Annotated in this window: 25 protein-coding genes; 15 read left to right on the forward strand and 10 right to left on the reverse strand. The window is 69.4% G+C overall.

The window, feature by feature from the left end:
• Positions 1-151: 151 nt before the first annotated feature.
• On the reverse strand, positions 152-1,618 hold the full coding sequence (locus LZ199_RS01170) for an FAD-dependent monooxygenase (protein WP_253991767.1): 1,467 nt from the start codon (positions 1,616-1,618) through the stop codon (positions 152-154).
• Positions 1,619-1,704: 86 nt separating this feature from the next.
• Between LZ199_RS01170 and LZ199_RS01175 the strand changes: the two genes are divergently transcribed.
• From LZ199_RS01175 to LZ199_RS01185, 3 genes are all read left to right on the forward strand, one after another.
• Positions 1,705-2,331, forward strand: a complete 627-nt coding sequence (locus LZ199_RS01175; protein ID WP_253991768.1) for a TetR/AcrR family transcriptional regulator C-terminal domain-containing protein — start codon at positions 1,705-1,707, stop codon at positions 2,329-2,331.
• A 280-nt stretch (positions 2,332-2,611) separates the two neighbouring features.
• On the forward strand, positions 2,612-3,190 hold the full coding sequence (locus tag LZ199_RS01180; protein WP_253991769.1) for a hypothetical protein: 579 nt from the start codon (positions 2,612-2,614) through the stop codon (positions 3,188-3,190).
• Positions 3,191-3,472: 282 nt separating this feature from the next.
• Positions 3,473-4,186 carry a hypothetical protein gene (locus tag LZ199_RS01185; protein ID WP_253991770.1) on the forward strand — a complete coding sequence of 238 codons (714 nt, stop codon included), beginning with the start codon at positions 3,473-3,475 and terminating at the stop codon, positions 4,184-4,186.
• 92 nt (positions 4,187-4,278) lie between these two features.
• Here the strand turns inward: LZ199_RS01185 and LZ199_RS01190 are convergent, their stop codons facing one another.
• Entirely contained in the window at positions 4,279-4,662 is a 384-nt protein-coding gene (locus LZ199_RS01190) for a VOC family protein (protein WP_253991771.1), read from the reverse strand.
• Between the two features lie 121 nt (positions 4,663-4,783).
• The gene (locus LZ199_RS01195; protein ID WP_253991772.1) at positions 4,784-5,668 is read right to left on the reverse strand and encodes a LysR substrate-binding domain-containing protein; all 885 of its coding nucleotides are present in this window, start codon (positions 5,666-5,668) and stop codon (positions 4,784-4,786) included.
• A gap of 102 nt (positions 5,669-5,770) precedes the next feature.
• Here LZ199_RS01195 and LZ199_RS01200 point away from each other — a divergent pair, with 102 nt between their 5' ends.
• The 3 genes from LZ199_RS01200 (at position 5,771) to LZ199_RS01210 (ending at position 9,499) form a co-directional block, all read left to right on the forward strand.
• Positions 5,771-7,417, forward strand: a complete 1,647-nt coding sequence (locus LZ199_RS01200) for an acetolactate synthase large subunit (protein ID WP_253991773.1) — start codon at positions 5,771-5,773, stop codon at positions 7,415-7,417.
• Complete coding sequence (locus tag LZ199_RS01205) at positions 7,407-8,855, forward strand: aldehyde dehydrogenase family protein (protein WP_253991774.1); 1,449 nt, start codon at positions 7,407-7,409, stop codon at positions 8,853-8,855. Before LZ199_RS01200 ends, LZ199_RS01205 begins: the two co-directional genes overlap by 11 nt.
• 176 nt (positions 8,856-9,031) lie before the next feature.
• Positions 9,032-9,499: a nuclear transport factor 2 family protein gene (locus LZ199_RS01210; RefSeq protein ID WP_253991775.1), complete on the forward strand. Its 468-nt coding sequence runs from the start codon at positions 9,032-9,034 to the stop codon at positions 9,497-9,499.
• Between the two features lie 28 nt (positions 9,500-9,527).
• Here LZ199_RS01210 and LZ199_RS01215 read toward each other — a convergent pair whose 3' ends face one another.
• On the reverse strand, positions 9,528-10,733 hold the full coding sequence (locus LZ199_RS01215) for an endonuclease/exonuclease/phosphatase family protein (RefSeq protein WP_253991776.1): 1,206 nt from the start codon (positions 10,731-10,733) through the stop codon (positions 9,528-9,530).
• 322 nt (positions 10,734-11,055) lie between these two features.
• Here LZ199_RS01215 and LZ199_RS01220 point away from each other — a divergent pair, with 322 nt between their 5' ends.
• The 9 genes from LZ199_RS01220 to LZ199_RS01260 all read left to right on the forward strand — a co-directional run bounded on the left by LZ199_RS01220 (position 11,056) and on the right by LZ199_RS01260 (position 18,770).
• Entirely contained in the window at positions 11,056-12,279 is a 1,224-nt protein-coding gene (locus tag LZ199_RS01220) for a mechanosensitive ion channel family protein (RefSeq protein ID WP_253991777.1), read from the forward strand.
• Positions 12,280-12,550: 271 nt separating this feature from the next.
• Positions 12,551-13,738, forward strand: a complete 1,188-nt coding sequence (locus LZ199_RS01225) for a M20/M25/M40 family metallo-hydrolase (RefSeq protein ID WP_253991778.1) — start codon at positions 12,551-12,553, stop codon at positions 13,736-13,738.
• A 376-nt stretch (positions 13,739-14,114) separates the two neighbouring features.
• A complete protein-coding gene (locus LZ199_RS01230; protein ID WP_253991779.1) occupies positions 14,115-14,648 on the forward strand; it encodes a hypothetical protein in 534 nt (177 codons plus the stop codon).
• Between the two features lie 111 nt (positions 14,649-14,759).
• Positions 14,760-15,041, forward strand: a complete 282-nt coding sequence (locus LZ199_RS01235) for a hypothetical protein (protein WP_253991780.1) — start codon at positions 14,760-14,762, stop codon at positions 15,039-15,041.
• Positions 15,041-16,012, forward strand: coding sequence for a serine hydrolase (locus tag LZ199_RS01240; protein ID WP_253991781.1), 972 nt, complete (start codon positions 15,041-15,043; stop codon positions 16,010-16,012). Before LZ199_RS01235 ends, LZ199_RS01240 begins: the two co-directional genes overlap by 1 nt.
• 78 nt (positions 16,013-16,090) lie before the next feature.
• Positions 16,091-17,404: a hydroxyacid-oxoacid transhydrogenase gene (locus tag LZ199_RS01245; protein WP_253991782.1), complete on the forward strand. Its 1,314-nt coding sequence runs from the start codon at positions 16,091-16,093 to the stop codon at positions 17,402-17,404.
• 19 nt (positions 17,405-17,423) lie between these two features.
• Positions 17,424-17,858, forward strand: coding sequence for an acyl-CoA thioesterase (locus LZ199_RS01250; RefSeq protein WP_253991783.1), 435 nt, complete (start codon positions 17,424-17,426; stop codon positions 17,856-17,858).
• A 10-nt stretch (positions 17,859-17,868) separates the two neighbouring features.
• The gene (locus LZ199_RS01255; RefSeq protein WP_253991784.1) at positions 17,869-18,309 is read left to right on the forward strand and encodes a hypothetical protein; all 441 of its coding nucleotides are present in this window, start codon (positions 17,869-17,871) and stop codon (positions 18,307-18,309) included.
• Positions 18,309-18,770 (forward strand): hypothetical protein, encoded by a 462-nt coding sequence (locus LZ199_RS01260; protein ID WP_253991785.1) that lies wholly within the window; start codon positions 18,309-18,311, stop codon positions 18,768-18,770. The genes LZ199_RS01255 and LZ199_RS01260 overlap by 1 nt, the downstream gene beginning before the upstream one ends.
• An 88-nt stretch (positions 18,771-18,858) precedes the next feature.
• On the opposite strand, the gene LZ199_RS01265 is transcribed toward LZ199_RS01260, so the two are convergent.
• The 6 genes from LZ199_RS01265 to LZ199_RS01290 form a co-directional block, all read right to left on the reverse strand.
• Positions 18,859-20,304, reverse strand: coding sequence for an amidase (locus tag LZ199_RS01265; protein WP_253991786.1), 1,446 nt, complete (start codon positions 20,302-20,304; stop codon positions 18,859-18,861).
• 106 nt (positions 20,305-20,410) lie between these two features.
• On the reverse strand, positions 20,411-20,785 hold the full coding sequence (locus LZ199_RS01270; RefSeq protein WP_253991787.1) for a hypothetical protein: 375 nt from the start codon (positions 20,783-20,785) through the stop codon (positions 20,411-20,413).
• A 103-nt stretch (positions 20,786-20,888) separates the two neighbouring features.
• Positions 20,889-23,090, reverse strand: a complete 2,202-nt coding sequence (locus LZ199_RS01275) for a peptidase domain-containing ABC transporter (protein ID WP_256568692.1) — start codon at positions 23,088-23,090, stop codon at positions 20,889-20,891.
• Complete coding sequence (locus LZ199_RS01280) at positions 23,087-23,299, reverse strand: hypothetical protein (protein WP_253991789.1); 213 nt, start codon at positions 23,297-23,299, stop codon at positions 23,087-23,089. The genes LZ199_RS01275 and LZ199_RS01280 overlap by 4 nt, the downstream gene beginning before the upstream one ends.
• A 99-nt stretch (positions 23,300-23,398) precedes the next feature.
• Positions 23,399-23,614, reverse strand: coding sequence for a mersacidin/lichenicidin family type 2 lantibiotic (locus LZ199_RS01285; protein ID WP_253991790.1), 216 nt, complete (start codon positions 23,612-23,614; stop codon positions 23,399-23,401).
• A complete protein-coding gene (locus LZ199_RS01290; RefSeq protein ID WP_253991791.1) occupies positions 23,611-26,718 on the reverse strand; it encodes a type 2 lanthipeptide synthetase LanM family protein in 3,108 nt (1,035 codons plus the stop codon). Before LZ199_RS01290 ends, LZ199_RS01285 begins: the two co-directional genes overlap by 4 nt.
• Positions 26,719-26,915 lie beyond the last annotated feature (197 nt).

Genomic DNA, 26,915 nt, shown 5'->3' on the forward strand with positions numbered 1-26,915 from the left:
CTCACGCGGAACCTGCTCCACACCCAGCGCCTGCTCCACACTCAGAGCCACATCACCCGCAAGCGCATCCGCTGGGAATAGTCCGCGGCCTTCGCGGTGAACCGTTTTGTAACCGCGCTGCACGGGCTCTGACTGGCCCGCGCGGCGCGCGTCACGCCGCCCAGGCCCAAGCGGCATGTCCACCCGGGCGCACGAGCAGTCCGCCCACGCCGTGCAGCGGGCTCTCCGCCCGCGGCGCATCGATCTCCAAGGTCTCCATCCGGGGCGTCCAGCCCGGTGTCCCCTGTGGCGGCACCCGAGGGCCTCCCTTCGCGTGGAGCCACAGCCAGCGGCCCGAGTGCAGGCCCGCGTAGAGCCGGCGCTGGCCACCGTCCGCGAGCGACAGCGGCACGTCCGCGAGCCGTCGGCCCGTCCACTCCGGAAGTGGCGCGCGAGTGTCCGGAGGCGCGGGCAGCAGGGGCGCCGGGTAGGTGACGTCGAGCCCACCGAGGTGCTCGGCGAGGTGGCGATTCACCTCGGGATTGCGCAGCACCCCGTTCATCAGCTCGCGCAGGGCCAGCGTCTCCGGAGTGAAACCCATCAGCGCGGACTGGGCCTCCGTGTTGCGCAGCAGGGTGCGGCCCACGGCCTGACGCTCGCGGTGGTAGCTGTCCAGGAGCGCGTCCGGCGCGCCCTCACGCAGGACGGCGGCCAGCTTCCATCCCAGGTTCATCGCGTCCTGGAGGCCCACGTTGAGGCCCTGGCCTCCGGCGGGGTAGTGCATGTGCGCGGCGTCGCCAGCGAGCAGGATGCGGCCCCTCCGGTAGGTGTCCGCCAGCCGCGTCTCGTTGCCGAAGCGAGAGAGCCACTGGGGCTCCTTCATGCCGAAGTCGGAGCCCGCCACGCGCTCCAGGCTCGTCTTCAGCTCTTCCAAGGTGAGCGGCTCACGCAGCGGCGTGCCCTCGCGTAGGGCGTCGGTGACGATGGCCCGGTACAGGCTCCCCTGGCCCAGCGGGACGATGACCGCGTTGCCGTGCGCGTTGTTGATGGCGAGGAAGGGCGCGGACGGCGGTCGCTCCAGCACGGCGTCGCCCAACATCGACGTGCGCGTGGTCTCCGTGCCAGGGAAGTCGATGCCCGCGAGCCGCCGCACGGCGCTGCGCGCACCATCCGCGCCCACCACATACCGCGCGCGGCAGGAGAACACCTGTCCCTCCGCGCTTCCCTCAAGCTCCACGCCTTCCGCGTCCCACCGTAGCGCCTCCACGGCATGCCCTCGCCGCAGGTCCACTCCCAGCTCCCGCGCGCGCTCCTCGAGGAGCGCCTCCGTCACGGCCTGCGGAAGGAACAGCGTGAAGCGGAAGGCCGTGTCGAGCCCGGAGAAGTCCAGCCGCGTGTCGAGCAGCCCGAAGTGGCCCGTGGGCAAGGGCCGGCCCCGGCTCAGGAAGCGCTCCTCCAGGCCTCTCAGAGCGAGGACTTCGAGGGAGCGCGGATGCATCGTCAGTGCGCGCGACTCGCGGACCGGTGTGCTCCGGCGCTCGAACAGCCGCACGCGCACCCCCGCCAGGGCCAGCTCGCACGCCAACATCAGCCCCGTCGGGCCTCCCCCGACGACCGCCACGTCGATGACTTCCTCCATGAAGCACTCCCTCGCCTTCGAATCTAACGTTGTTAGATTTCATCTAACGGCGTTAGATTGGGTCGTCAAGTCGGGGTGCCAGGCGCATGCGAATTCAACGAGAGCGGGTGGTGGAGGCGGCATGGACGTTGGTGGATGAGGTGGGCGTGGAGGGGCTGACGATGCGCTCCCTCGCGCAGGCGCTCGCCATCCAGGCGCCCTCGCTGTACTGGCACTTCCCGAGCAAACAGGTGCTGCTGGAGTCGATGGCGGACGCGCTCCTGGAGGACGTGGGCCGGGTGCGAGAGCCGAAGGCCGCATGGGACGCGGTGGTGCGGAGCGTGGCGGGCCAGCTTCGGCGCGCCTTCCTGGGCCACCGCGACGGCGCCCGGGTGTTCGCTGGAACCGTCGTCGTGTCGGAGAACACGTTCCGGGTGAGCGAGTTGCTGATGGAGGCGCTAGGGCAGGGGGGCCTCGCGCCGAAGGAGGCGGGCTGGGCCACCTTCGCACTGCTCGACTACGTGCTCGGCTTCACCATTGAGGAGCAGTCCTTCGGCGCGCAGCCGGAGGAGGGCCCTTCGGTGGCGGAACGGATGCGGGCGCTCGCCACCTCGCGCTATCCGCACGTCGCACGAGCGGTGGAGGCCCTCGTCGACACCGACTTCGAGGCGCGCTTCGCCTTCGGTCTGGAGTTGTTCATCTCGGGGCTGCGAGGCCGCCGACCCAAGCGCTGAAGGCACGGCATGCATGACGTGAGGCCGCGAATCCGACGGCATGAAAATCGTGCAGCGCGCCGCGCAACTTCTCGGGAATGCACAGCCGGCGACGACCAGGATGCTCCCAGGGCTTCGTATTTCTCTTTGGCTACGTCAGCCGATGTTCCTTCCAGGAGAGAGAAGCATGTTTGGAGCCGTGCGAATTCCCAAGCTCGTGACAGCCTTTGCATCCGCCATCGTCGCACTGGTCTCGGCCCCGGCTTTGGCTGGGACTGTATGGTTTGACACGACGGCTGCGATGCGGAGCGCTGGGGGCTTTCCCATCGCCAACCGCAGCGACGTGAACTGGGCCTACGCGAACCGGAGCGCGGAGGCGGTGTGTAACGACAATGGTTATGCGCGAGGCATGTACACCGGCGAGCAGGACGGTGAGCTGATGGGCATCCACTGCTTCACCTCTGACATGGTGACCTGGCAGGACCTCCCCGGCAGTGATGCGCGGGCGTGGGCCTTGTGGCAGGGCAGCTCCACTTCGCTCGATTCGCAGGCGGCCTACAACACGGGAGCCATCGCGGATAGGGAGTGCGGCTCCGTCTACAACACGGGGTTCTTCACGGGATTCCAGAACACGTCAGCGGATGTCATGGGCCTGGTCTGCATCCCGAGCACCTACGTGGTGCAGCGTGGGGTCGACACCAATGACTCCCGGTTCCCGTTCCTCAGCGGGTTGAACCCGCCGTTCACCTCGTGGTGGTACCTGCGCTCGTCCATCAATCGGGTCTGCCAGTACTACGGTTACTCCACGGGCACGATGGACAACTACGTCAGCACCGGTGTCCCGTTCGTGCTGAACCTCGGGCTCCAGTGCATCTACTGAGTCGCGAGAAGCCCCGGAGGCCGTGTGCGAGCCTCCGGAGCGTGCGTCACGGCCTCGGTCCCTGATAGGCCCCGGGGCAGTAGAGGTACTGGATGTACTGGAAAAAACAATTCCAGGGCTGACCAGGGGCACTGCGTTACCGGTGCTGCTGGGTCGGGTGTCCGGTCAGGAGCCGTTTATTCGCACGGACGTTCAACCAACCTGAGACGAACCGACGTAACTCCTGCTGGAGTCTTGTCCAAGGAGAGCACCGTGAACGTCGTTCGTTGGAGTTTTGCCGTCATGGCGTTGTCAGTCATGGCCTGTGGAAGCATGGAGGAAGCGCCCGAGTCCGCAATCCAGTCGGACCCCCTGGAGGAACAGGTGTCGGAGCTTCGGGCCTGCTCAACCTCGCTCGACTGCCGGACCGGTTGTACGTGCAGCACGAGTGGGGTCTGCGTGGGCCTCTCCAGTCCGCCGCCGCCCTCGGGTTACTGCGATGTCGCTCCCGTGCGCGCTTGCAACACGGGCGCGGACTGCACGTCCGGCTGCCTGTGCTCGAACAACGTCTGCATCAACGACGGTGGATTCAGCCCTCCCGCCAACTGCCTGCTGGCGCCCCCGGACTCGTACGAGAACGACAACTCGCACACCACGGCCTCGTCGTACCTGGGCTATCCGCAGGTTGGACATACGTTCCACCGAGCGGGAGACGTCGACTGGGTACTCGGTGCCACGAACATCAATCAGTTGTTGACCGTGGAGGCCTACAACCTGCGCAGCGCGCCGTTGCGGCTGGACGTCCATGCGTACAACCATGCCACCCGCACGCTGGGCGCGCTCCTGACCAGCGCCACGACGACGGTCTGCTCGGATATCACTCCCGCCTGCATGGTGTATCGGGCAACCGTCAACGTGACGCCGGGTGTCTATGCGGTGAAAGTCACGGACCTGCGCAGCGTCCCGGCGGGCTCTGACTGGCGGCCCACGTCGGGGTATGACCTGAAGATGTACTGAGTCATGCACCTTCGCGACGGAGCGGCCTCGGGACCGCCGCTCCGTCGCTCGCGTCGCCCGCTCAGGGGACGCATTGGGAGATGCGGGACGCTTCAGACCTGGTTGAGCATGATGAGGTTTCCACAGGTGTCTTCGAAGATGGCCCCCATGACGGGCCCCATCTGGATGGGCTTCTGTCGGAACACCACGCCCAGCGCGCTCAGCCGCTCGTAGTCCTTCTGGATGTCCGAGGACATGAGCGCCGTGGCGGGAATGCCGTCCGCGATCAAGGCCTTCTGGTACGTCGTCGCCGCTGGATGCCCATTGGGCTCCAGGACGAGCTGCGTACCTTCAGGGTCCTCGGGCGAGACCACCGTTATCCACCGCGCACCTCCCGCGGGGACGTTCACCTTCTCCACGAAGCCCACCTTCTCCGTGTAGAACTTGAGCGCCTTTTCCTGGTCATCGACGAACAGACTGCAGAAGGGGATTCGCATCGTTGCCTCGGGAATGGATTGCGCCGCCAGGGGGCATCCGGACGACGTTCAACCGCTTCGTTGAGCATAGCGAGGGTGTCGTGACAGTCAACCATCTGGTTGTGCGTTGAGGTGACTCCACTCAGTCGCCGGTCTCCTTCGCGCGAGCGCGGACCTCGGAGGCGAACAACTCGGCGGCGGGAGCGCGGGGCGCACCCTTGCGCCAGAGGAGGGCGGCCAGCTCCGAGCGGGGCGCGGGTGCCAGTCGCTTCACCACCAGGCGCTCCACGTCCGCGAGCCGGGGCTCGGGGAGCACCGTGACGGCCAGTCCCGCGCGGACGATGGCCAGCACCGTGGCGACCGCGTTCGACTCGAGCGCGATGCGCGGAGACAGCCGCAGCGTGGCGAAGTACGCATCCACGCGCGAGCGCACCCTCAGCCCTGGAGAGAGCAGGGCGAACGGCTCGCTCGCGAGCTGCCGCGCCCCCACCGACTCCGCCGACGCGAGCACATGTCCTCGCGACACCACGAGCGCGAGCCGGCTGTCGAACACCGGCTCGGTGTCCAGGTCCGGCGAGCGTGCCGGCGAATACCCCAGCCCCACGTCCAGCTTTCCATCCGCCAGGCGCCGCTCCAGCCGCCGCACCACCGCCTCCTCCGCGCTCAACACCAGCCCCGGATGGCGACGCAGCACCGAGGCCAGCGCCGGCACCACGAGGCCCCGCATGCTCGGCGGATAGCCCACGCGCAGCGAGCCCGTCGCCAACCCCCGCAGCGCGCCCACCGCCATCCGCCCCGCGTCCACGTCCTCCAAGGCCCGAGAGGCGTAGGTGCGAAACAGCTCCCCCGCCTGCGTCAGCCGCACCCCCGTCCGTGCCCGCTCGAAGAGCGGTGTCCCCAGCTCCTCCTCCAACTGGCGGATCTGTTGCGACAGCGTGGGCTGGGAGACGTGGACCCGCCGCGCGGCGCGGCCGAAGTGCAGCGTGTCCGCGACGGCGGTGAAGTAGCGCAGGTGCCGGAGCTCCATGAGGTCATCATAGATGGGGCCTATCGACTCCATGCGAACAAACGAATATACGAATCGACCCCGGCTCGTAGAACTTCCCTTGTCACGGAAGGAAGGACTGCGATGAAGGCCTCGGACCTGTTCGTCAAAGCACTCGAAGCGGAGGGCGTGCGCTGCGTCTTCGGACTCCCCGGAGAGGAGAACCTGGACCTGCTGGAGTCGATGCGTGCCTCCGGCCTGCGCCTGGTCGTCACCCGACATGAGCAGGCGGCCGGGTTCATGGCGGCGACGTGGGGGCGGCTGACGGGCCGCGCGGGCGTGTGCCTGGCGACGTTGGGGCCGGGCGCCACCAACCTCGTCACGCCCGCCGCGTACGCGCAGCTGGGCGCCATGCCCATGGTGATGCTGACCGGGCAGAAGCCCATCAAGGCGAGCAAGCAGGGCCACTTCCAGATTGTCGACGTGGTGGGGATGATGCGCCCGCTCACCAAGCAGACGCGCACGCTCGTCTCCGCGGAGCACATCCCGTCGGCGGTGCGCGAGGCCTTCCGACGCGCGGAAGAGGAGCGGCCCGGCGCCACGCATCTGGAGTTGCCCGAGGACGTGGCGCGTGATTCCACCGAGGCCTCGCTCCTGGCCCCCAGCGCCTGGCGACGGCCCGTGGCGGACGAAGGCTCCATCGCCCAGGCCGTGGAGACCATCGCCTCCGCCAAGCGCCCCCTGTTGATGATTGGCGCGGGCGCCAACCGGAAGCTCACGTCGGAGATGCTCCGCGTCCTCGTGGACCGGGTGGGCATTCCCTTCTCCAGCACGCAGATGGGCAAGGGCGTCGTCGACGAGTCCCACCCGCTGTGGATGGGCACTGCCGCGCTGTCCGACGGCGACTTCGTCCACCGCGCCATTGAAGCCTCCGACTGCATCATCAACGTGGGCCACGACGTCATCGAGAAGCCGCCCTTCGTCATGCGCGACAGCCGCCGCGCCGTCGTCCACCTCAACTTCTCCTCGGCCGAGGTCGACCCCGTCTACTTCCCGAAGCTGGAGGTGACGGGCGACATCGCCAACGCCGTGTGGCGCATCGCGGAGGGGCTGGGCTCGCGCACGAACTGGGACTTCGCGCCGTTCGAGAAGGCTCGGGCCGGACTGGAGGCGCAGCTCGCGAAGGGCTTCGCGGATGACCGCTTCCCCATCTACCCCGCGCGGCTGGTGGCCGAGGTGCGCCGCGCGCTGCCGGATGACGGAATCGTCTGCCTGGACAACGGCATGTACAAGCTGTGGTTCGCCCGCTACTACCGCACGAAGCGGCCCAACACGCTGCTGCTCGACAACGCGCTGGCGACGATGGGCGCGGGGCTGCCGTCCGCGATTGCCGCCAAGCTCGTGAATCCTCGTCGCAAGGTGGTCGCCGTCTGCGGAGACGGCGGGTTCATGATGAACTCGCAGGAGCTGGAGACGGCGGTGCGCCTGGGCCTGGACCTGGTCGTCATCGTCGTGCGCGACGATGGTTACGGAATGATTCGCTGGAAGCAGGGGGAGATGGGCCTGCCGGACTTCGGCATGGCCCTGGGCAACCCCGACTTCGTTCGCTACGCGGAGGCCTACGGCGCCAGGGGCCACCGGCCCACCAGCGCGTCGGAGTTCGGCGCCACGCTGGCGCGCAGCCTCGAAGCGGGCGGCGTGCATGTCATCGACCTGCCCATCGACTACTCGGACAACACCCGCGCGCTCGGCGTCGGGGACAAGGAACTCGAGGTGCTCCATGTTGGCTGAACGCTACCCGTACTATCTGGCCAACCGGCCGCGCCGTCCCAACGCGGAGCTGCCCGTTTTCGACAAGTTCTCCGGAGAGGTGGTGACGCGCGTCGCGCTCGCGGACGCTGCCGCCGTGGAGGAGGCCATCGCGTCGGCGGTGCGCGCCGCGGAGCCCATGCGCAAGCTGCCGGCCCACGCGCGACAGGCCGTGCTGGAGCACTGCGTGCGCCGCTTCCAGGAGCGCGCGGAGGAACTGGCCCAGGTGCTCTGCATCGAGGCGGGCAAGCCCCTGCGCGACGCCCGGGGTGAAGTCACGCGCCTCATCGAGACCTTCAAGGCCGCCGCCGAGGAGGCGGTGCGCGGTGGTGGCGAGGTGATGGACCTGGAGGTGTCGCCGCGCGCGGAGGGCTACCGGGGCTTCACCCGCCGGGTGCCGGTGGGGCCCGTGTCCCTCATCACCCCCTTCAACTTCCCGCTCAACCTCGTCGCCCACAAGGTCGCCCCCGCCATCGCCGCTGGGTGCCCCTTCATCCTCAAGCCGTCGGACCGCACGCCCGTGAGCGCGATGCTGCTCGCGGAGGTACTCGCGGAGACGGCCCTGCCCGAAGGCGCCTTCTCCGTCATCACCCCCTCGCTAGCGGACATCGGCCCGCTCATCGAGGACGAGCGGCTCAGGCTCCTGTCGTTCACCGGCTCGGAGAAGGTGGGCTGGGACCTCAAGGCCCGAGCCGGGCGCAAGAAGGTGGTGCTGGAACTGGGCGGCAACGCGGCCTGCGTGGTGGACCGCGAGCCCGGCGCCTCGCTGGACGTCATCGCCGACCGGGTGGCGCACGGCGCCTTCTTCCAGTCGGGGCAGAGCTGCATCTCCGTGCAGCGCGTGCTCGTGCACGTGTCGCACTACGACGCGCTCAAGGAGCGGCTCGTCGCGCGGGCCCGGGCACTGCGCGCGGGCAATCCCCGGGATGAGGCGACGACGCTCGGCCCGATGATTGACGAGCCCGCGGCGCGGCGGCTCGAAGGCTGGATTCAGAGCGCGGTGGCGCGGGGGGCGCGTGTGCTCACGGGCGGTGGCCGCAAGGGCGCGCTGCTGGAGGCCACGGTGGTGGAGAACGTGCCCGTCGACGAGCCGCTCTGCGCGGAGGAGGCCTTCGGTCCCGTGGTGTTGCTCCAGCCCTTCACGTCCTTCACCGAGGCCCTCCGCGCGGTGAACGAGGGCCGCTACGGCTTGCAGGCCGGCCTCTTCACCAACGACTTGTCGCGCGCGATGCGGGCGTGGGACGAACTGGAGGTCGGCGGTGTGGTGGTGGGTGACGTGCCGAGCTTCCGCGTCGACACCATGCCCTATGGAGGCGTGAAGGGCTCCGGGCTGGGCCGCGAGGGTGTGAAGTACGCCATCGAGGACATGACCGAGCCCAGGCTGCTCGTGCTGCGTCAGCGGGCCTCGAGCGACGACTGAGCGCCGCTTGGGCGGCTCCTGCGCGACGCCTGGGCTCCTCCTGAGCGACGCGCTTGGGCGGCTCCTGAGCGACGCCTGGGCGGCTCCTGAGCGGCTCCTGAGCATCACGGAGCAACGACGGTTCGACAGCCGGAGCCATCCCCTGTACGCCAGGGGCCTTCCCAGGAGGGCCCTTCATGTTCAAGTCGATGCTCACACTCGTGGTTCTCGCGCTGTCCTCTCCGTCCGTCGCAGCCTCTCCGAGCGTGGAGGAGAAGGCCGTGCTCGACGGACTCCAGGCCGCATGCGAGGCCTTCCGGAAGGGCGACGTCGCCTTCCTGGAGGGCTTCCTCGCGGACGGCTTCACCCAGATGGACTCGGCGGGGAACGTGACGGACCGCGCCGCCACCCTGGCCGAGGTCCGCGCGAAGGAGCCTCGCTACGAGGTCTTCCGCAACCACGACATGAAGGTCCGCCTCTACGGCGACACCGCGGTGGTGATTGGCATCACCTCCGTCAAGGGCGTCTCCGGCGGCTCGGCCTTCGAGGCGGACTTCCGCTTCACCGACACGCTCATCAAGCGCGATGGGCGCTGGCGAATCGCCGCGAGCCACATCTCACGGCTCCCCAAGCCCGCGCCCCCCGCGACGACGGGCAAGCCGTAGCTCGCCCCGTCATGACGAGTGCTCGCGCTCAGCGGATGACGGTGTAGCCGGCGTGGGCGTGGTCGCTGACGCCCTCCGTCTTCACCTGGGCGCTGGTGTCGGTGTCCAACCCGCCCGACACCCAGACCTGGTCGAAGTTGTCGCCATTGGCCTTCTTGCCGCCCACCACGCGGCGCAGGCCCGCTCCCTCCAGCGCCGCGCCCACGTTCTGCGTGGAGTCGTTGAAGTCGCCCATCACCACCAGCTCGCGCGCCGGCGGACCCTTCGCCTCCGCCTTCGCGATGTCGGCCAGGTACGCGAGCTGCCTGGCGCGCAGGCCGCTGGACTCGCTCCCTGCCGCGAGGTGCACGTTGATGATGCTCTTCTCGCGGCCATCCGGGCCCACCACGCGCGTCACCAGCGCGGTGCGTGGCTCGGAGGGGCTGTTCTTTCGCAGCGCCTCGTTGCGCTGCCCCAGCTCGTTGCGCTCCGTGTCGGAGACCTTGCCGTCGCCCAGCGCCGCGAGCTGCTCGGGTGACGTCACCGTGGGACCGCCCGACTCGGCGGCGGGGAGGGTGACGGTGTACGCGTCGACGACCTTGTCCGGCGCGCCCACGTACACCGCGTTGCCGTACGTCGCGTCAGCGCCGCTGTCGCCCTTGATGTTCCGGTCATCGCCGGAGAAGGACTCGCCCGTCACCAGCGTGCCCTCGGGCGTCTGGTAGAGCGTGGTGCCGTCGCTGCCCTTGCGGATGGCCGTCGCGGGCGCGTCCTCGCCGATGGGCAGCGTGGGCACCGTGCCCGACTTGAAGGCCTCGAACGCGGGGTTGAGGTGGGTGACGACGCTCAGCGCCGTGTTGGCGTTGCCGCTGCGGTCGACGTTGATGTCCACCTCCTGGAAGCCGGCGATGTTCGCCCCCGTCTCGCGGATGAGCCGGGCCTGCTCCTCGCGGTTGTCCTCCGTGCGGTACTGGGAGCCCGCGCCGTTGGCCAGGTTCAGCGTCAGCACGCCAGAGCCGTTGCCCACGTCGGGCAGCTCGCCCGCCTTCACCGGCTTCGAGTACCCCTCCGGCGGCGCGGGATTCAGCTCCGGCCGCGTGGGACTGGGCCCCGGCGACGGCGACGGCGTGAAGGAGTCCCGAGAGGACTCCGCCGACGAGCCGTTCTTCGCGCGGACTTCGTTTCCCGCAGGGGCGGGGGCCGGCCGCTGAAGGACGTTCCGGGCCCAGCGGCCCGCCACATTCCAGATGCTCATCGTCGACTCCTCGCCTTCCATGAGGGAGCGCACGGCCAGGCGCCATGTGCCCCGAGGGCTCACTGCACGAACGAAGAGTGTCGCTCAGTCCCGCCATTCCAGGAAAGCGCGCCGGGTCCGAACCGCCCCGGGAGCCGCCGCCCCAGCGTCGCCGGTCCGTGGGCCGCAGGGCGTCCAGGCCCGGAGAAGTTGCTGGACCCCACCGACTCAGACCGCTAGTAGGTTTGACCTCAAACTTTCACCCGAGGGTGGAGGCACCCGCGAGGGCACACCGTCCGGTGCGCTCCCGCTCGCACGCGTCCCGCCACGAGAGGCCCGAGCCATGGTTCGTTCAAACACCCTGCTGTCGCTGCTGTCCGCCGTGCCCGCCGAGGCGGCGGAGGGGACCGCGCCGCCGTTGCCCGTGCCGGTGCCGGAGGGCTCCTGGGGCGGATTGGAGCTGTGGCAGTGGGCGGGCCTGGGTGTGCTGGTGGCCGGGGCGTGGCTCTTGGGTCGGGGCGTGGAGTGGCTGGTGCTGCGACTGGTGGACCGGGCCACGGCCATGACGAAGTCCGGCTGGGATGACCAGCTCGCGACGTCCGCGCGAGGGCCGGTGCGCTACCTGCTCTTCGTCGTGCTGGTGGCCTCGGGGCTGTGGGCGCTGAAGCTGCCGCTGGTGGCGAAGGCCGGCGTGGAGCTGGTGGCCCGCTCGGTGGGACTGGCCGCGGTGGGGTGGTTCCTCTTGCGCTTCGTGAAGCTGGCCGCGGGCTTCGTCGAGCAGACGGTGGCGCGCGAGGAGAAGGGCGGCAACGTGGGCCGCGCGCGCGGGCTGCGCACGCAGCTGTCGGTGCTGCGGCGGGTGATTGAGGTGGCGGTGGTGCTCATCGTCGCGTCGCTGCTGCTGCTGCAGTTCGAGGCGGTGCGCAACGTGGGCGTGTCGCTGCTGGCCTCCGCGGGAATCGCCGGCCTCTTCATCGGCCTGGCGGCGCAGAAGTCCATCTCCACGCTGCTCGCCGGCATCCAGCTCTCCATCACCCAGCCCATCCGCATCGGCGACACCGTCATCGTGGAGAACGAGTGGGGGTGGGTGGAGGAAATCACGCTCACCTACGTCGTCGTGAAGGTGTGGGACTTGCGCCGGCTGGTGATTCCCATGGGCCACTTCCTGGAGAAGCCCTTCCAGAACTGGAGCAAGGTGTCGCCGGACATCATGGGCACCGCGGAGCTGTACGTGGACTTCCGCACGGACGTGCCCGCGGTGCGCGCGGAGCTCAAGCGCGTGCTGGAGCAGGAGTCCAACGGCCTCTGGGACGGCAAGGTGCAGAACCTCATGGTGACGGACCTGTCCGAGCGCACCATGAAGCTGCGCGCGTTGATCAGCGCGTCGGACTCCGGCAAGGCCTTCGAGCTGCGGTGCATCGTCCGCGAGAAGCTGATGGCCTTCCTGCGCGCGCAGCCTCACGGCCTGCCCATGGTGCGCACCGAGGCGAGCCTCGCCGAGTCCGACTCGCCCATGGGCGCGGTCCGCCCGGGCCTGGCCGCTCTGGCCGCGCAGTCCCGGGACTGAGGGCCGCCGCCTCGGTAGGGGCTCCTGTGGGGCCAGGAGGGTGACGCAATCGGACAGACAGGCTCCGTTGACTGGTGAGCACTTATTTCTCGTCCCCCAGGGCGGTATCAGTTGCGGGGATTCACTGGAAAAGCGGAAAGTGCCGGTCCGTCTCCGTCGATGCGCGCGGGTTGGCGTTGCGCGCGTCCTGGGGACCACACGCGGAGGCCGCGCGATGCGGCCGCCCGCGGTGATCCGCGACGCACCAGCCCATTCACCGAGGAGCGCTGCCATGAAGCGGTTGATTCCGTTTGCCCTGTTATTGCTGAGCCCCACCGCGGCCTTCGCCGAGGCCGAGGACAAAGAGCTGTGGATTTCGCTGGGCTCGGACGCCCTGGCGCCCCTTTCGGAGGCCTTCGTGCGCGAAGGCTGGAGCGCCCCCGCGCCTTCGATGTCGAAGGAGGACGTGGTGGTGATTCCGGTGCGCGAGTCGCAGCTGTCGCGCATCGCCGAAATCATGCACGACCAGTTCAACCGCTGTGCGGGGTTCGTGACGTTCGAGAGCCGTGACGAGGCGGAGCAGTCGCTGGTCCCCGCGCCCCTGGTTCCCTCGCAGGAACTCATCACCTACACCATCAACAACGCCGCGGCCGTCAACTGCATGGCCAACGCGGTGACGGAGGCGAACGTCCGCAGCACCATCAACTCCCTGGCCGCGTACACCACGCGCTACTACACGTCGAGCACGGGCGTGAGCGCGGCGAACTGGCTGCGCAGCCGCTGGGCGACGCTGGCCTCCGGCCGCACCGACATCACCACGGAACTCTTCACGCACGCCTCCTGGGCGCAGCCCTCCGTCATCCTCACCATCCGAGGCACCACGCTGCCCAACGAGGTCGTCGTGGTGGGCGGCCACCTGGACTCCATCTCCTCCGGCAGCACGGCGCCGGGCGCGGATGACAACGCCTCCGGCATCGCCTCCTTCACGGAGGTCATCCGGGCGGCGGTGGCCTGCAACTACCGGCCCCAGCGCACGGTGAAGTTCATGGGCTACGCGGCCGAGGAAGTGGGCCTGCGCGGCTCCAAGGAGATCGCCGCGTACCACAAGAACAACGGCATCAACGTGGTGGGCGTGCTCCAGCTCGACATGACCAACTACCGGGGCACGTCGGCGGACGTGGGCATCGTCACCGACTACACCAACTCCGCGCAGAACACGTTCCTGCGCAACCTCATCGCCACGTACTTCAGCACGACCATCTCCCACGTGAACACCACGTGCGGCTATGCGTGCTCGGACCACGCATCGTGGACGAACGCGGGCTTCGCGGCCTCCATCCCGCATGAGGCGGTCGTCAGCCAGGGCAACCCGTACATCCACACGACGGGGGACACCATCGCCAAGTCCGGCAGCACGGCCAATCACGCGCTCAAGTTCTCCAAGCTCGCCGCGGCCTTCGTGGCGGAGCTGGCCAAGTAGCTTCGAAGCACAAGGCCCCCGTTCCGTCGTGCCGCTCGCCTTGGAGGCACGGCGGAACGTGGGGTCGCGGTCGTCTGTCGTCGCACGTGTGCGGTCGAACCGGTACGCTCCGCCGCCATGGCTTGTTCGGCGGAAATCCTGGTGGCTCTTGGGCGCGGGGCTCGTGGGCGGCCTGGGGCTGGCACGAGCGCGCGCGCTGTATCAGCAGGACCCCGCCGCGCGGGAACGGGTGCGATGGGAGCGGCAATGGGCCGAGGCTCGCGCCCATGTGGAGTCACGCCTCCTGCGACTTCAGGAAGGCCGGCGTGCCCTCGCGCAGCAGGACCAGGCGGCCCGCGCGAGCATCCTCCCTGAGTAGGAGGCGCTCCATCGCTGGATGGACGAGGTCCGCGAGCGCAACCACGACGTGGCCCGCTCCGCGCTGGACCGCGTCGACGGACGGCGGGCCCAGGTGGGCCGCGAGGAGCTCAATGCCCGGAAGGACCTGGAGGCGGAACGCAAGCACTGGGAGGACGACAGCGCCCTTCAGGACCGACTCTCCGAGGCCGAGCAGAGGCAGGAGCGCGAGCGATTCGCGCGCCGGGCCAAGGACCTGGCGACCCACTACGACGAGCGCGGGGAGGCCCTCGAAGCGGACGAAGACTCGGCGGTGGCCCAACTGCGCGTGGACGGCATCCTGTCGCGGGAGTTCCGAAACACGATGCTCCGGGCCGAGCAGCTCATCGCCGAGCTGCGGCGGTGCGGCTCCGCGGTCATCGAAGTGGACCGGGAGCGAACTCGCCTGCGGCGCGAGTGCATCACCCTCTGCTGGAAGGAGTTGGAAGCGGAGAACGCCATGGCGGCGCGAGACTCCATCCACTTCACCCGCTTCCTCACGACACTCTTCCTGGAGGCGCCCGAGAAAACATGAAGCAGGGCTGTCGTTGTCACTTGTGTGTCAACGGTGACTGGACTCGCACTGCAGCCTCATGGGCCCGACGAAGTCCGTCCGCTTCGCCAACAACATCGTGGCGGGGCGCCCGTGACGCATGCGGGAAATGGCGCGGTCACCTCGTGCATCGACTCGCTGAGCGGGCCCAATCTCGTCTCCACCCAGGTGGCGGCGGCGCGCTTCGTCGACGTGGCGGCGAAGGACTTCCGTCTGTCTTCGACGTCGCCCGGCATGGACGTCGGGGTGTCCCTGGCGGGCGTGGTGGACTTCGACTACGAGGGAGCTTCCCGGCTGGGCGTCCCGTATGACCTGGGCGCCTTCGTCGCGGGCGCGGCGTCCACCTCGGGGGCCGCACTGCCTGGAGAAAGATGATGCAAAAGGGGTTCGCGCCGCGTGGCTGGGTGGGAGTCGTTTTGCTGTCCTGGCTGTGGCTTGGCAGCGCCATGGCGGCGGCTCCGGCCGCTGGAGGCCCGAAGCGCGAGCCCCTCCGGGCCGTCGTCGACTCCCTGGCGGCGGAGGCCGCGCGTCTGGCGCCAGGCTCGGACGTGGCCATCGCGGTGAAGGACCTGCGCACCGGTGAGTACGCGGGTTTCTCCGACACGGTGCCGCACATCTCCGCCAGCTCGGCGAAGGTGTTCTGGGTGGCGGCGGCCTTGAAGAAGGCCGAGGAGTCGAAGGTGGCGCCGCTGGCGGAGAAGGTCTTCCGCACCTCCGACAACGAGGCCTCGGGGGCGCTCATCGACCTGGTGGGTGGGCCGGACGCCATCAACGACTACCTGCGCTCGCTGGACGTGAAGAACACCGCGCTGACGAAGTGGAACTACGGCAAGCCGCGCCGCGCGACGAACTCGCCCCAGGTGATGGGGAATGACAACTACCTCTGCGCGGCGGACGCGGTGTCCTTCCTCCAGCGCTTGAGTGGCGGCGAGCTGCTGAAGCCCAAGCCCACCTCGCGCCTGCTGGCGTGGATGGAGCTCACGCCTCGCGAGGGCTGCGGCGGCTGGCTGGGGACGCTCCTGCCGGCGAAGGCTCGGGCGTCGATGCGGCACAAGGGGGGCTGGTTGCCTCCGGGGTGCTGCTCGGATGACTCGCGCTACAACGTGCTCAACGAGGTCGGGTTGGTGCGGCTGCCGGACGGTGGGCACTACGCGGTGGCCATCCTCGCGGCGCGCGGGCCGGACTGGCCCCGTCAGGCGTTCTTCGTCGAGCGGGCCTCGTGTGTGCTCTATCGCACGCTCTCCGGTGAGACCTCTCTGGACTGCGGGGAGTCGCTCGCGAAGCAGGGCGGGCCCGCGCCCGTGCCCGTCGCGGATGGCGGCACGCCCCCTGACTACGACTGTTGAGCGCGGCGGGGCGGATGTCGCTCGTTCTTCCTCCCACCCACGCTAGATTGCGGCGGGAACCGGCGTGGGAGGACTGTCATGGGCTTTGGCTGCTGCCACTACCAGGTGGTGGGGGAGGGGTGTGACTCCGCCTTCACGATGGATGCGTCGCGCGTCACCTTTGGCCGTGGCTGTCTGGCGGAGGTGGGTGAGCGGGCCCGGGCGCTCGGGATGCGCCGCGTGGCGCTGTTCTCGGATGCGAGCGTGGCGCGACTGCCGCACTTCGAGAAGGTGCAGGCCTCATTGGTCGCGGCGGGACTGGAGGTGGGCGTCTTCACGGACGTTCGCGTCGAGCCCACGGACCGCTCCTTCCTGGAGGCGGTGCGGTTCGCCGCGGACCTGCGGCCGGATGGCTATGTGTCCTTGGGAGGCGGCTCCGTCATCGACACGTGCAAGGCGGCGAACCTCTATGCGACGTGGCCCTCCGACTTCCTGACCTATGTGAATGCCCCCGTGGGAGACGGCCGTCCGGTGCCAGGCCCCCTCAAGCCGCACATCGCCTGTCCCACGACGTCCGGGACGGGCAGCGAGGTGACGGGCATCACCATCTTCGACCTGCTCTCGTTGGGGGCGAAGACGGGCATCGCCTCGCACGCGCTGCGCCCCACCGAGGCGCTGGTGGACCCGGACTGCACCGCGACGCTGCCGGGCGAGGTGGTGGCCGCCAGTGGCCTGGACGTGCTCTCCCATGCGCTGGAGTCCTATACGGCGCGGCCGTACGTGCGGCGCCCCGCGCCTCCGCGCCCCAGCCTGCGGCCGATGAGCCAGGGGGCGAACCCGTGGAGCGACCTGGGGTGTCGTGAGGCCCTGCGGTTGATGGGGTTGTATCTGGAGCGCGGCGTGAAGGACGCGGGAGACCACGAGGCGCGCGAGCAGTTGATGTGGGCGGCGACGCTGGCGGGAATCGCCTTCGGCAACGCCGGAGTGCATGCGCCCCACGGCATGGCGTACGCGGTGGCGGGGTTGGTGCGCGAGTTCAGGCCCACGGGGTATCCCCAGGACGAGCCGCTCGTGCCCCATGGAATGGCGGTCATCCTCAACGCGCCGGCGGTGTTCCGCTACACGGCGGAGGAGAGTCCGGAGCGTCACCTGGAGGCCGCGACGTGGCTGGGGGCGGATGCTCGGGGAGCGGGGCTGAAGGACGCGGGCGAGGTGCTGGCGGACAAACTCATCCGCATCATGCGCGCGGTGGGGATGCCGAACGGCCTGGGCGGAGTCGGGTACACCGAGGCGGACGTGGCGGCGCTGACGGAGGGGGCCTTCCCCCAGCAGCGGCTGTTGCAGAATGCTCCGCGTGAGATGACCCGGCCCGTGCTGGGTGGGCTGTTCCAGCAGGCGCTGGGGTACTGGTAGCCGTGGGGAGGGTGAAGCCGTGAGTGAGGTCGAGACCGCCGAGCGTTATCGCTACTTCCTGCCCATCACCACGCGGTGGATGGACAACGACGTCTACGGCCACATCAACAACGTCACGTACTACAGCTACTTCGACACGGTGGCGAACCACTTCCTCATCCAGGAGGGCGGGCTGGACATCCACACCAGCTCCGTCATCGGGCTCGTCGTGGAGTCGAAGTGTCACTACCGCGCGCCGCTCGCATATCCGGACGCGCTGCGAGCGGGGCTGCGCGTGGACAAACTGGGCACGCGCTCGGTGACGTATGGGATTGGCATCTTCAAGGAGGGGGTGACGGAGGCAGCGGCCCACGGGCACTTCGTGCATGTCTTCGTGGACCGCCAGACGCGCAAGTCCACGGCGATTCCCGAGCGATTGCGCGAGGCACTTTCGCGGCTGACCGCAGTGACTTAGGAGCATGGCCATGTCCTCGTCGTTCCACGAGCTGCTGGTCAAGACGCACCCTTGGGGAATCCTGCTCCTGATCGGAGTGGGGCTCACGGTTCTCTCGGCCGTCTTTTCGCGGGTGAGTGGCTGGCATTTGCTCGCGCGTCAGTTCCGGGCAGACGGACCTGCCCCCAGCTACATGCGGAACTTCACCTCGGGGAAGATCGGCTGGGTCGAATACAGGGGCTGCATTGCCGTGGGCGGCGACGAGCAGGGCCTCTACCTGGCGCCGAGTCTCGTCTTCCGACTCTTTCATCCGCCACTCAGAATCCCCTGGTCGGAGCTTCATGACAGGGAACTCACGTCGTTCTTCTTCGTGAAGTTCGACACCTTTCGGGCCGGGGAGCACTCCGTCCGGATTCAACTCCGGGCCGCCGTGACGGAGGCCCTCGACTCCTACATGCCCCCTGCGAACTGATGGAAACGCTCGATATCTCCTTTGACGCCCGGCACGAGCTGACAGGCGAGGTGGGGTCAGTGAAGTGTGGCCTCTGTGGCCAGGCCGCGCGAGGCCGGATGCTGGAGACGGGTGGGATGCTCGTCAGGAGCTTTGGCTGGGATTGCCCGTGCGGCGCACTGGGGCTCCATGCACCGCTGCATGATTTGGATGAGCTGTACACCGATCTGCTGGAGGCGTGGGGCTTGAAGCCTCGCGAGCCGGACCTCTCGCCGCCGACCCCGGTGGGCGATTCCGGGTTCTTGTCATCGGTGTATGTGGATGGGCCCGCGTTGCTTCGCAGCTTGTTCGCGGAGGCGCGGAGCCAGGGCGCCCAGGTTGCCGCCACCGAGGTGAGGGTCCGGCTGGTGGTGCCCAAGTTCTCTCCTCCCGCATCCATCTGGGATGTGCTCTGGGCGCGCGCGCCTCGTCCGATGGAGTGACTTCGAAATGGATGGGCTCGGCCGATACCTGACGCTGCCGCGCTGAGCCCCTCCTCAGAGAGAGAGGCTCAGCGCTCAAGGGGGTGTGTCAGACGTCGCGCGCCGCATGCACCGGAGGCCGGCGCACGGACCACGGGCGTGCTTCCTCGAGTTGTCCCGCCAGCCGGAACAAGGTGGCCTCGTCCGCGAAGCGGCCCACGAACTGGACGCCGATGGGCAGCTCCTGCGCGTTCCAGTGCAGGGGCACGGACATCGCCGGCTGGCCCGTCACGTTGTAGAGCGCGGTGAAGGGAATCAGGGAGAACACGAACCGGTACCACTCGCCCGCGCTCCGGGGCTTGTTGGAGTCCATCTCCCCGAGCAGGTAGGGCGGCCCCGCCGTCGTCGGCGTCAGCAGCAGGTCGTGGTCCACGTAGAACGCGCCCACGGAGCGGCTGACCTGATTGAAGACCGCGAGCGCAGCCTGGAGGTCCGTCGCCTTCAGCGTGCGGCCGTGCTGCACCGCCGCCCACGTGGAGGCCTCCAGCGTCTCCGGGCCCGCGGTGCGCCCCAGGCCCGTGCTCAGCATCTCCACCAGGGACGCATTGGAGGCGGACCAGACAGTCACCAGGGCCTCCAGCAGGGCCTCGTTGTCATAGACAGGCTCCGCCTCGACGAGCTCGTGCCCCAGCGAGGCGCACAGCTTCGCCACGTCATCCACCGCCGCGACGTTGTCGGGACTCACGGGCACGCCAGAGGCCGCCTTCCGAGAGACGGCGATGCGCAGCTTCCCCGGCTTTCGTCGGACCTCCTCCAGATAGGGCCGCTCCGGCGGAGGCGCGTAGTGCGGGTCGCCCACCGCGGGCCCTTGCGTGGCATCCAGCATGGCCGCGCTGTCGCGGACCGAGCGCGTCACCACATGCTCGATGCCCAGGCCGTTGATGGCCTCCGCCGCGCCAGGCCCGATGGAGTTGCGCCCGCGCGTGGGCTTCAGGCCAAACACTCCGCAGAGCGCCGCGGGAATGCGCAGCGAGCCTCCGCCGTCATTGCCATGGGCCACCGGAACGATGCCCGCCGCCACCGCCGCCGCCGAGCCGCCACTGGAGCCGCCGGGGCTGCGCCCCAAGTCCCAGGGATTGCGCGTGGGGCCATGCAGCACCGGCTCCGTCGTCGCGTTGTTGCCGAACTCCGGCGTGTTCGTCCGGCCCACCAACACCACGCCCGTGCGACGGAAGCGCTCCATCAAGAAGGAGTCGATGGGCAACATCAGCCCCTTCGCCAAGCGGCTCCCCAGGTCCGTCGGGACGCCCGCCGCATGCAGCGCCAGGTCCTTGATGAGGAACGGCACACCCGTGAAGGGCCCCTGCGGAAGCCCCTGCTGCACGGCGTTCTTCGCGTCCGCTTCCCGGACATCGATGACCGCGTTCAGCTTCGGATTGACGCGGGCGATGGCGTCCAGCGCCGCTTGCGTCAGCTCCGTCGGAGTCACTTCCTTGCGACGCACCAGCTCCGCCAGCCCCATCGCGTCGTATCGCGTGTACTCGTCCAGGTGCATAAGCCCTCGTGGCGCACTGGACGGCGGATTGCGTCCCAGGTGCGGCGCGCGAGGATACAGCCAGGCCTCGGGCCGCCGCGATGACGGCCCAAGGAACTCCCTGACTTCAGTACCGACAGGCTCGGGTCTCGCAGTAGCCCTGTACCCCCTTGCACACGCAGTCGGCGTCATCGCTGCACCGCGTCAGCGGGCACGTCGGACCACCCCCACCTCCGCCACCAGGCACGGTGTAGCGACACCCATTGGCGATGCAGCTCACGCTGCTCGCGCCGGGGCACGCGGCCCAGCACTCGCTCACCGTCGAGCACCGGACCGCGACACAGACGAGGCTGGCCGCGTCCTGAGGCTCGCTCGTCTCCGCGCGGAGCTCCTCACTGGACTCAATCGGAGCGGCTTCGGTGTTGGACGGCTCGGCGGAGACCGCCGTGGTGAACGACAAGAAGAGGGCGAGGCTCCACGGAAGGACACGACGCAGGGACATGACAGCTCCATCGAGGCTCCATCCGTCCTCGCGCCAGTGCGGGACGCCGTGAGCCCTGGCAATCGTATCAGGATGGCTCTGGTATCGCGGGTGAGCGCCCGTCCTACCCCGTGGCCCGAGGACGCGCTTCCATCTGCGCATGGACGAGCGACGCATACACGCCGCCCCGCGCGAGCAGCTCCTCGTGTCGGCCTACCTCCGCCACGCGGCCTTCGTCCAGGACGATGATGACGTCCGCGTCACGCACGGTGCTCAGCCGATGGGCGATGACCACCCGTGTGCAGCTCAGGGACGCGAGCGCGGTCTGGACGCGCCCCTCGGTGGTGGCGTCCAGCGCGCTCGTCGCCTCGTCGAGCAGGAGGATGGCCGGCTTGTGCACCAGCGCCCGGGCCAGGGCCAGTCGCTGGCGCTGCCCGCCGGACATGGACAGGCCCCGGTCGGTGAGCGGTGTGTCGTAGCGCAGCGGCATGGCCTGGATGTCGTCGTGCAGGTGCGCCAGCCGCGCGGCCTCTTCCACCCGCTCCTGGCCCAGCTCGGGGTTGCTCAGCGTGATGTTGTCCCGAAGGGAGGCATTGAAGAACGACGCGTCCTGCAACACCACGCCGAGCTGTCCGCGCACCGAGCGCAGGTCCAGCGTGCCCAGGTCGACGCCGTCGTAGAGCACGCGTCCGGAGGTGGGCAGGTAGAGCCCCAGCAGCAGGTGGGCGAGGGTGCTCTTGCCCGCGCCGGAGGGGCCGACGATGGCCACGAGCTGGCCCGGCTCCACCTTCACGGAGACGTTCTTCACCACCATCGCCGCGTGAGGGTTGTAGCGGAAGCTCACGTCCTCCAGCGTGATGGCGCCTCGCAGCGTCAGCGCCTCGCCCTCGTGGTCCACCTCCCGCTCCGGCGGTGTGTCCAACACGTCGTTGATGCGCTCCAGATAGGTGCCGAGGAACTGGAGCTGGCCGCCCGTGCCCAGCAGGTTGGAGAGGGGCACCAGCAGGGCGATGGCCAGCGCGTTGAGGCTCAGCATCCCTCCGAGCGACAGCCCGCCATCGAGCACCCGCCAGGCCCCCACGCACAGCAACACCAGCGGAGAGACTCGGCGCAGCGTGCTCGTCAACGCGTCCAGCCATGCGGAGAGTCGTCCTCGCTCCAGCTCCACGTTGAGCAGGTCGACGTACACGTGCGAATAGCTTCGCGCCATGCGCGACTCGACGCCGAAGGCCTTGAGCGTCTGCATCCCGGACAGCAGCGCCAGCAGGTAGCCCTGGCTGCGCGTGGCGAGGTCCAGGCTGCGCGACAGGTGGCTGCGTTGACGCGCTCGGGGCAGGAGGAAGACGAGGACCTGGAGCAGCCCCAAGCCCATCACCAGGAGCCCGAGGGACACGTCCGCGACGAAGAGCAGCGCCAGGTAGATGAGCACGAGCACGCCATCCAACGCGCTCGACAGCAGGCCGCTCGATAGCAGGTCCCGGATGGCCTGCTGTGAGCCCAGCCGGGTCAGGAGGTCTCCTGCGGGGCGCTGCTGGAAGAAGGGGTAGGCCAGTCGCACCAGGTGGTCCAGCAGCCCCTCGTTCATGCTCGCGTCCAGCCGGGTGCGCAGCTCGACGAGGAGCTGGCCGCGCACCAGGGACGTGAGCAGCTCGAAGAGGACCACGCCCGCGAGGGCCGCGGACAGCACGCCCATCAGCGAGTAGTCGCGTCGCGGCACCACCTGGTCGACCACGAGCCCCGTCAACAGGGGCACCGCCAGCGTGAGCACCTGGAGGATGCCGGACAGCGCGACGACACGGCCGAGGCCGGGGAGCTGCCTTCGCACCAGCGGCGCGAGGTAGCGGAAGGCGCCGCGCTGGGCCCGGCCGCGCTGGAAGTCCGGCGCGGGCTCCAGTCTCAGCGCGACGCCCGTGAAGCACTGACTGAACTGCTCCAGCGTCACGCGGCGCCGCCCCTGGTCCGGGTCCACCACCTCCACCCAGCCATCTCCAAGCCGCTCGAACACCACCCAGTGCGTGAAGCGCCAGTGGAGGATGGTGGCGGGCGGAATGAAAGGCAGACGGTCCAGGTCCATCGACACCGCGCGGCCCAGCAGGCCCAGCTTGCGCGCGGCGCTCAAGAGCGACTTCGCGTTGGCGCCGTCTCGTCCAGGGCCCGTCAGCTCGCGCACGGCTTCGAGGGACAGCTCGCGGCCGTGATAGCCCAGCACCATCGCCAGACAGGCGGCACCACAGTCCGTCATCGTCATCTGACGGATTTCCGGAACGCGCCGTCGCCACCAGCGCGCGGGCTCTTTGGGTGGTGCGGGGAGATTGTCCGTTGTCATGGACCCCGGACTCCCTCCGGGAGTCGCAGCAGCAGGGCGCCGAGGACAAGGGCCACGACGAACAGGGCCATGAGCACGTAGCTCCAGCGGGTCCACGTCGAGGAGATGCGCAGCAGGTCTCCCTGCTCCTGCACGACGCGCTGGGAGTGGGCGAGCGCCTCCTTGCGGAAGATGGACGGGCGTGGGCTGGGGACGGGCGCTTCGCTCATGGCGTGGGCGGATGAAGAGGCGGTGGCTCCGTGCTGTCGGGTGGGACCGGCCCAAAGCGGGCCGGCCCCTGTCCCCGTCAGCGGCCGGGGCTCAGTGCATCAGAGGCAGTGCTGTGGCGGGCAGGGGGTGCAGATGGCGGAGCTCTGCCCCGGGAGGCAACAGCCGCCGGTGATGGACTCCAGGACGTCGTCGCCGAGCGTCAGCTCCGCGGCGGGGTTGGCGGGCAGGGACGCGCGCTCCTCGGCCGAGAGGCTGTTGTAGTACTCGGGGTCACGCCACGCGCGGAGGATGTGGTCCTTCTTCGACTGGCTCATGACTGCTCCTTGGGGAGTTGGGCTGGCGTGAGGACCTCCCGGATGTCCAGCCCACCCATCCGGGAATCGTGTGAAGGACTGGGCGAGGCGAGTGCGAGCAGCGAGGGGACCCGCTCGGGGGCCGAGAGGCGGACCAGCCCGTAGGCGATTCCCGCGAGCCCCACCATCAGCCCCGGTGTCTCCGTGTTGCCTTGCAATCCATACAGCGGCCCGCGCTCCGCGAGGCCCCGCAGGATTCCTCCCGCGAGGCGATAGGTGCGCGACTCCAGCTCGCGGTCGCCCGTCACTCGCGCTGTCTCCAACAAGAAGTCCGCGTTGCCCAGGTCGCCATGGCACAGGCCGTGGTTGCGTCCGAAGCCGCGCTCCAGCGTCGTCTCGACGGCCCGGGAGAGGTCCTCGCGCACGCGCTCATCGTCCAGGATGGGCAGGCCCGCAACGCGCGCCAGTCCGATGCCGGGCGCTCCCGTGCACCAGGCCCACAGGAAGTTGCCATGGTCGCCCGCGTCCAGCTCCGGAGGGTGCTCGCGCAGGTCGGGCCAGTTGCGCGCCTGCGATGAGTAGAGACTCCGCTCGTAGTCGAGCCCCGCCAGGGCCACGTCCCGCGCCCGCGCGTCACCCACCGTCTTGGAGAAGCGCAGCAGCGCCAGCGCGATGCCCGCCGCGCCATGGGCCATCCCCGCGAGGTAGCGCTGGCCCGCGGCCTCCGACAGCCAGGCCACGCCGTGCGACTGGGGACGGGCCGTGGAGACCAGGCGCTCACCGCACGCACGGATGACCTCGCGCAGCGATGGGGACGGACGATGTTCTTCCAGCAGCAGCAACGCCACCAGACAACCCGCCGTTCCAGCGCCGATGTCGAGCACGCGGTCCTTCGCCACCAGCCCCGGCAGTCGCGCCACATGAGCCGCCGCCGAGTCGAGCAGCGCGTCGTCACCCCAGAGGACTCCCAGCTGCGTGAGGGCGAAGATGATGCCGCCCCAGCCGTTGAGGATGCCGATGCCCTGGACGCCGCGCGCGTCCTCCTCCAGCACTCGCGCCTGGGCGAGCAGGGCGCTCCGTGCCACGAGCGTGAAGTCCATGTCCCCGGTGACGTCACCGAGGTATCCCAGCGCGAGAGCGATTCCCGAGAGCCCCTGAAAGAGGTCCGTGCCCGGCTGCGCCAGACTCCAGCCCGCGTCCCCCGCGATGAGCGACAGCCAGCGCGCCTCGTCGTTGCTCTGGAACGACAGGGTGAGCAGCCTGAGTCCCATGCGGTGGGCGGCTTCGCGCAGCTCACGACGCGTGGCGGGCTCGGGTGTCGGCTGGCACGGGTAGCTCGGGCGCTCCAGCAGGGCACTCCCCAGCCACGACACGTCGAGCGAGCGCTCCAGCACCCACCGCTGCCGCTCATGGTCCTCGGCCGAGAGGCCCTGGAGCCGGCGCCGCACGCGCGCCAGTCCCGACTCCGCGAAGAAGTCCACCAGGCGCTGGCCCGTGCCCGACTCCACGTCGCGAGACGAGGGCCGCGCGTGGAAGTACGGAAGGTCGCCTCGCTCCAGCTCCTCCTGCTCCAGGGGGACGAGCGTCGCCAGGTCCGCCACCGTCACCACTCCGCGCCACAGGTGGTCGAAGAAGCGCTGGCGCTCCAGCGCGTCCGCGAGCGCGTGCGGGTGGTAGCTCTCGAACAGCAGCGTGGCGTAGACGGACGTGTTGCGGAACAAGACGCGCATCGGCGCGTCCGCGAAGACGGACAGCGGCCCGGTGGGTGCCAACAGCTCCTCACGGTGCGCGAGCAGCAGGCGGTACATGGCGGAGAAGCCCTCCGCCAGGGCGTCGCGGTGCTCCAGGGGAGGGACGTCCCTGCCCTCCAGGCTCGGCAGGTTCCGGGCGCGCGGCAGGGAGACGGGGCTCCGCTCGTAGTGCATCCGGTCCGTGCCGCGCTGCGCGGTCTTCAGGAACGCCTGGGCGGTGCGCTGTCCCTCGCGTGAGCCCATGCCGCTGAGGTCCACGCCGCCGCCCGCCCGCGTTCCCCAGAAGCGCTGCGGCAACAACCCGCTGCGCAGCGCGGACACCAGCGGCGCGCCGGGCGAGTGCTCCGCGTCCCGAGGCGAGCGCGTCCCCGACAGGGGATGGAAGAGCGTCTCCACGTCCACCAGGACCGGGTGCTCTCCGGCCGCGATGACGTTCTCGTAGTGGAAGTCCGTGCCGTCCAGCACGTGCAGCAGCGCGACGGAGGCGCCCTGGCGCAGGTAGAAGCGCCGCACCTCGTCCACCGAGGTGCAGGGCGACGCGTCCACGTGCTCCATCCAGCCGTACTCGCCCCGGTCCCAGACCTCCACGGTTCGCGAAGGAGGGGTGGCGCCTCGTGCGTCGAGCCAGGAGAGCAGTCTCTGGAAGCCCGCCTCGGACCCGAGCGAGCGAGGCTTGTAGACGAGCTTCGCGCCCGAGGCGAAGCGCAGCAGGTACACACACCGGCCGCCCCGGTGGGGGTCGGAGACACCGCCTCGCGCCTCCACCAGCACGCCCGGGAAGTGGCCCCCATGGAAGCGCGCGCGCAGCCCGGCCGAGTCCTCCACCATCCGCCGCATCAGCTCCAGAGCGGAGGCCTCCCAGCGGGCGAGGCACTCCACCACGCAGCGCGCCAGCACTGGATATCGACCCAGGATGTCGAGCGCGACGTCCCGCTTTCGCAGCTCGCGGGTGAAGGCCTGGAAGCGGGCCTCCGGAGTCTCTCCGGCGAGCCCGCCCTCGAGCTGGGCCGCATGCAGCTCCACCACCAGCGCTCGGCCGAGCATGGGCGCGAGGAGCTGCGGAAGATGGGCCATCAGCAGATGGCTCGCGGTGACAGGCTCGAAAGGCACATCGTCTGTCGTCGCCCGCTGTCGCAGGAGCAACTCCAGGGCGGATACCAGTCGAACCCGGGCCCGCCACACCAGGGGCTCCACCAGCGGCAGGAACGCGGTGTAGTCCGGCATGTCCTCCAGGACAGGCCAGTAGAAGGGCGGGAGCTCCGACTCGGAGAAGGCCTGCTCCAGCTCCTGGAACCACGGGGGGCGGGCCTCGCGCGCCGCGCGAATGGAGCCGTCCTGGGACGTCAGCAGGGCGAGCAGGCCCGCCTCGTCCACGCCCGCCGACGCCAGTCTTTGGCGCCACCAGCGCTCGTGTCCGAAGGGCTCCTGTTGCCGCCAGGTGTCGAGTCGACGCCGCGCCGCGGGGGAGCTTGTCTCTGTATGTGTATTGGAAAAAGCCGCCTCGGCCACCCGCTCTCGCAAGGTGGAGGCCCGGACCCAGGGGAGAGGCGCCACGAGCGGATTCGACGCGG

This window comes from Myxococcus qinghaiensis (assembly GCF_024198215.1).
GTDB classification, from domain to species: Bacteria; Myxococcota; Myxococcia; order Myxococcales; family Myxococcaceae; genus Myxococcus; species Myxococcus qinghaiensis.

Excerpts from the sequence above, each read along its gene's own strand:
- LZ199_RS01170 (WP_253991767.1), bottom strand. The coding sequence starts at position 1,618 with ATGGAGGAAGTCATCGACGTGGCGGTCGTCGGGGGAGGCCCGACGGGG.
- LZ199_RS01175 (WP_253991768.1), top strand. The coding sequence starts at position 1,705 with ATGCGAATTCAACGAGAGCGGGTGGTGGAGGCGGCATGGACGTTGGTG.
- LZ199_RS01180 (WP_253991769.1), top strand. The coding sequence starts at position 2,612 with ATGCGGAGCGCTGGGGGCTTTCCCATCGCCAACCGCAGCGACGTGAAC.
- LZ199_RS01185 (WP_253991770.1), top strand. The coding sequence starts at position 3,473 with ATGGCGTTGTCAGTCATGGCCTGTGGAAGCATGGAGGAAGCGCCCGAG.
- LZ199_RS01190 (WP_253991771.1), bottom strand. The coding sequence starts at position 4,662 with ATGCGAATCCCCTTCTGCAGTCTGTTCGTCGATGACCAGGAAAAGGCG.
- LZ199_RS01195 (WP_253991772.1), bottom strand. The coding sequence starts at position 5,668 with ATGGAGCTCCGGCACCTGCGCTACTTCACCGCCGTCGCGGACACGCTG.
- LZ199_RS01200 (WP_253991773.1), top strand. The coding sequence starts at position 5,771 with ATGAAGGCCTCGGACCTGTTCGTCAAAGCACTCGAAGCGGAGGGCGTG.
- LZ199_RS01205 (WP_253991774.1), top strand. The coding sequence starts at position 7,407 with ATGTTGGCTGAACGCTACCCGTACTATCTGGCCAACCGGCCGCGCCGT.
- LZ199_RS01210 (WP_253991775.1), top strand. The coding sequence starts at position 9,032 with ATGTTCAAGTCGATGCTCACACTCGTGGTTCTCGCGCTGTCCTCTCCG.
- LZ199_RS01215 (WP_253991776.1), bottom strand. The coding sequence starts at position 10,733 with ATGAGCATCTGGAATGTGGCGGGCCGCTGGGCCCGGAACGTCCTTCAG.
- LZ199_RS01220 (WP_253991777.1), top strand. The coding sequence starts at position 11,056 with ATGGTTCGTTCAAACACCCTGCTGTCGCTGCTGTCCGCCGTGCCCGCC.
- LZ199_RS01225 (WP_253991778.1), top strand. The coding sequence starts at position 12,551 with ATGAAGCGGTTGATTCCGTTTGCCCTGTTATTGCTGAGCCCCACCGCG.
- LZ199_RS01230 (WP_253991779.1), top strand. The coding sequence starts at position 14,115 with ATGGACGAGGTCCGCGAGCGCAACCACGACGTGGCCCGCTCCGCGCTG.
- LZ199_RS01240 (WP_253991781.1), top strand. The coding sequence starts at position 15,041 with ATGCAAAAGGGGTTCGCGCCGCGTGGCTGGGTGGGAGTCGTTTTGCTG.
- LZ199_RS01245 (WP_253991782.1), top strand. The coding sequence starts at position 16,091 with ATGGGCTTTGGCTGCTGCCACTACCAGGTGGTGGGGGAGGGGTGTGAC.
- LZ199_RS01255 (WP_253991784.1), top strand. The coding sequence starts at position 17,869 with ATGTCCTCGTCGTTCCACGAGCTGCTGGTCAAGACGCACCCTTGGGGA.
- LZ199_RS01260 (WP_253991785.1), top strand. The coding sequence starts at position 18,309 with ATGGAAACGCTCGATATCTCCTTTGACGCCCGGCACGAGCTGACAGGC.
- LZ199_RS01265 (WP_253991786.1), bottom strand. The coding sequence starts at position 20,304 with ATGCACCTGGACGAGTACACGCGATACGACGCGATGGGGCTGGCGGAG.
- LZ199_RS01270 (WP_253991787.1), bottom strand. The coding sequence starts at position 20,785 with ATGTCCCTGCGTCGTGTCCTTCCGTGGAGCCTCGCCCTCTTCTTGTCG.
- LZ199_RS01275 (WP_256568692.1), bottom strand. The coding sequence starts at position 23,090 with ATGACAACGGACAATCTCCCCGCACCACCCAAAGAGCCCGCGCGCTGG.
- LZ199_RS01280 (WP_253991789.1), bottom strand. The coding sequence starts at position 23,299 with ATGAGCGAAGCGCCCGTCCCCAGCCCACGCCCGTCCATCTTCCGCAAG.
- LZ199_RS01285 (WP_253991790.1), bottom strand. The coding sequence starts at position 23,614 with ATGAGCCAGTCGAAGAAGGACCACATCCTCCGCGCGTGGCGTGACCCC.